The sequence below is a fragment of the Hypericibacter sp. genome, assembly GCF_050729195.1.
GTDB lineage: Bacteria > Pseudomonadota > Alphaproteobacteria > Dongiales > Dongiaceae > Hypericibacter.
On the sequence record NZ_JBOHKS010000235.1, the window covers coordinates 1 to 3,427 of the forward strand.

A 3,427-nucleotide genomic window follows, 5' to 3' on the forward strand; every position below is an offset into this window, starting at 1 on the left:
GGACGCGATGCACGTCGCCCGCCACCAGCTGCAGCTTGGCGTCGCGATAGGTGGTGCCGCTCTGGTTGGTGAGCGTGACCCAGCCATCGATGTCGAGCGTCTTCTCGTCCGGGCTGAGCGAGGCCACATAGTCGGCCGCCCAGTTGAGCCCGCCTGTCAGATAGCTGAGCTGGGCGGTCGCCGTGCCGGCCTTGTCGCTGTCGGCGTCGATCACCAACGTCGGGCGCGCACGCAGATTCGGCGGCACTTCGTCGAACACGATGCGGCCGGGCGGGGTCGTTTCGATCCGGTCGCCGATCTTCAGCACCACGCCGCCGGAGACGCTGAGCACGATCGCGTCCTCGGTGGTCTCCGCACCGGTGGCAGTGTTGGTGGTGATGACGCGCACCTTGCGGCCGACAGACTTCTCCAGCAGCTTCTCGGGCGTCAGCAGGTCGAAATTGAAGTTCTGCTCGCGCACCGTGACCTTGGCGCCGTCGACGCGCAGCAGCGCCGTCTCCGGCCGCATCAGCGCGCTCACATCGGCGAAGGCCAGGTCATTGAGGCCCGCGGTCAGCGGAATCTTGCGCTGGTCGCGCACCAATGCCAGGTCCTGGTTGTAGATGGTGATGGCAACGCCGGTCTGGTCGCTGAGCGAGATCGGCGTCTCGGCCACGATGTCCTCGGCGCGCGCGGCGCCCGGCAGGATTGCCGCCGAGCCCAGCAGCAGGGCCATGGCCAGCGACAGAGCGGCCCCCGTCTTGAACGCCACCGGCTTCAGCGCCGAGGCGCGCAGCAAATTCGAGCGAAAGCTCATCTTGAAACTCCCCAAAAGGCCGATCCCGGAAATTGCGGCCGGACGACAACCCTTCGTCTCGGTTCTGCAACAGGAGCGGCAACCATTACCCACGGCCGCCAGGAATGCGCGCCAATAAGGCCAATTGAGGGCGCGGGCAAGGGATTTTAAGGGCGTTGGCGTGCTGTCGTTCTTTTGTCATCGCCGGGCCCGACCCGGCGATTCAGGGACCGGCAGGACTGGATGCCCGGATCAAGCTTGTCCTCGGGCCGACCTCTGGTCGGACCCGGGGATCCGGGCACGACAGGGAAAGGGTGACGACGGGGATCAGGAATAAACTCACGCCGGCCATTGCTGGGTGATGCAGTGGATCCCGCCGCCGGCCGCGGCGAGCGTCGAGATGTCGACCTGCGTCACCTCGCGGTCGGGAAAGGCCGCGGCGACCGTCTCGCGGGCGACCGCGTCTTCCTTCGGCAGGCCGAAGCTCGGCATCACCACGCCGCCATTGGCGATGTAGAAATTCACGTAAGAGGTCGAGTAGCCCCAGCCCTTGGCGCCATGACGGCCGTCGGGCGCCTCGCGGATGGTGAGGATCTCGAGCGGCCGGCCGAGGGCATCGGTCTGGCCGTCGAGCGCCCGGCGGTTGCGCTCGGTCGCCTCGCGCATCTCGGGCCGGCTGGAAGCGCTGGCTTCGAACAGCAGCATGCCCGGCCGCACGAAGCAGGCGATGCCGTCGATATGACCGTCGGTGCCCTTCTCGTAGGGATTCCCCGGCAGCCAGATCGTCTTGGTAATGCCGAGCGCGCGGGCGAACTCGGCCTCCGCCGCCTCGCGCGTGATGCCGGGATTGCGGTTCTTGTTGAGAATCACCGTATCCGTTGTCAGCAGCGTGCCGGCGCCGTCGACATGGAGCGCCCCGCCCTCGACCGCGAGCGCCGAGCTGATCAGCGGCGCCTCGATCTTGGCAGCGAGACGCCGGCCGAGCCGCGCATCCTGGTCGAACACCGGCGCATAGCAGCCCCAGCCATTGAAGCGCCAGGAGACGGCGGCCACGGCGCCGTCGCCGCGCTTGGTGAAGGTCGGCCCCATGTCGCGCATCCAGGGCTCGTCGAAGGGCAGCGCCAGGATCTCGATCTCGGACCCGAGCTGATTGCGCGCTTCGGCCACCTGCGCCGGGTCGACGATCACGGTCAGCGGCTCGAAGCGGGCGATCGCATGGGCCACCGCGCCATAGTCGCGGCGCACCTCCTCGAGGCCGCGGCCCCAGGCCTCGGCATTGCGCGGCCAGGCCATGAAGCAGCCGCGATGGGGCTCCCACTCCGCCGGCATCCGCACGTCATTCAATATACTCATGATGGAAGCGCCCCTCGGAAAACCTTGTCGGTTCGAAACCAAGCTGATTATATTGATTCCGTTGCCAGGATTGCAGACTGAAAAATCTCGTCATTCTGATCGAAATTACTCATGCGAAAGCCGGACTCCACGACCTCGCTGCGCGCCCTTCCCTCGATGCGGGCGCTGGGCGCCTTCGCGACCGCGGCGCGGCTCGGCAGCTTCTCCAAGGCCGGCGGCGAGCTCGGCATGACGCAGTCGGCTGTCAGCCACCAGATCCGCATGCTCGAGGAGCATCTGGGCCAGCCGCTCTTCAACCGGCTCCATCGCAACGCGGTCCTGACCGATGCGGGCCGCGATCTCGAGATCACGCTGCGCGACTGTTTCGGCCGGCTCGAGCTCGGCCTCAAGCGGCTCGAGCAGTATCGCAAGCCCAACCAGCTCATCCTCTATACGCGGGGCCCCTTCGCCCAGCGCTGGCTCATGCCGCGGCTGCCCCGGCTCAAGGCGCGCCATCCCGAGCTCGATCTCTGGCTGTTCTCGACCGACGCGCCGGTCGACATGGCGCGGGGCGAGATCCATCTGGCGATCCTGCCGCAGGCGGCGGCCGGCCACGGCCGCGAGACGCAAGGCATCGAGACGCGCCCGCTGTTCGGCGATCTGCTGATGCCGGTCTGCGCGCCGGCGCTGGCGCAGAAGCCCAGGCCCCTGCGCCAGCCCGCCGACCTGCTGACGCGGCCCCTGCTCCATGACGAGCGCCGCGAGGATTGGACGCGCTGGTTCGCGGCCCAAGGTTCGCGTGCGGCGGTGCCGGCCCAGGGCTATAATTTCGGCGATTCCGGCGCGCTGCTGCAGGCGGCCGTCGAAGGGCTGGGCGTGGCGCTCGGCAGTCTCCTGCTGGCCGCGACCGATCTCGAGGCCGGCCGGCTGGTGACGCCGCTCCCCTTCGCCATTCCGGCCGATCAGGATTGGTGCGTCACCGTGAACGCCGAAGCCGCCGCCAAACTCAATATCCAGCGCTTCCTGAAGTGGCTGGACGAGGAAGCCCTCCTCACCCGCGCCTGGCTCGCCGACCGCGGCGAAGCTCCACCCGCAACCGCTGCCCGAAAAGGGAAATGACCATGTCGCGTCCTTTGACCGTCGCCGCCCTGCAGACCACCCATGACTGGAACCAGAACGCGACGGTGGCGCGGGTGCTCGATCTCGCCCACCGCGCGGCGGACCAGGGCGCCAAGCTGGTGCTGCCCTCGGAGCTGTTCGAGGCGCCCTATTTCTGCAAGACCGACAATCCGCGATACCGCGAGTTGGCGCGGCCCGTCG

The 3,427-nt window shown here is 68.0% G+C and carries 4 protein-coding genes; 2 read left to right on the forward strand and 2 right to left on the reverse strand.

Features of this window, described 5'->3' with window-relative positions; translation table 11 throughout:
* Together ACREE8_RS18400 and ACREE8_RS18405 are read right to left on the reverse strand one after the other, a co-directional pair.
* Nucleotides 1-796: DUF4139 domain-containing protein (locus ACREE8_RS18400; protein ID WP_431574460.1), on the reverse strand; the 796-nt coding region annotated here is incomplete at its 3' end.
* 318 nt (nt 797-1,114) lie between these two features.
* Nucleotides 1,115-2,128, reverse strand: coding sequence for an agmatine deiminase family protein (locus ACREE8_RS18405; protein ID WP_431574461.1), 1,014 nt, complete (start codon nt 2,126-2,128; stop codon nt 1,115-1,117).
* 111 nt (nt 2,129-2,239) lie between these two features.
* Between ACREE8_RS18405 and ACREE8_RS18410 the strand changes: the two genes are divergently transcribed.
* Both ACREE8_RS18410 and ACREE8_RS18415 read left to right on the forward strand, forming a co-directional pair.
* Complete coding sequence (locus tag ACREE8_RS18410; RefSeq protein ID WP_431574462.1) at nt 2,240-3,226, forward strand: LysR substrate-binding domain-containing protein; 987 nt, start codon at nt 2,240-2,242, stop codon at nt 3,224-3,226.
* Between the two features lie 2 nt (nt 3,227-3,228).
* Nucleotides 3,229-3,427 (forward strand): nitrilase-related carbon-nitrogen hydrolase (locus ACREE8_RS18415; protein ID WP_431574463.1); only part of this gene is annotated, 199 nt, incomplete at its 3' end.

What these genes read in the sequence shown, in the direction of transcription:
- ACREE8_RS18405 (WP_431574461.1), bottom strand. Translation starts at nt 2,128, where the DNA reads ATGAGTATATTGAATGACGTGCGGATGCCGGCGGAGTGGGAGCCCCAT.
- ACREE8_RS18410 (WP_431574462.1), top strand. Translation starts at nt 2,240, where the DNA reads ATGCGAAAGCCGGACTCCACGACCTCGCTGCGCGCCCTTCCCTCGATG.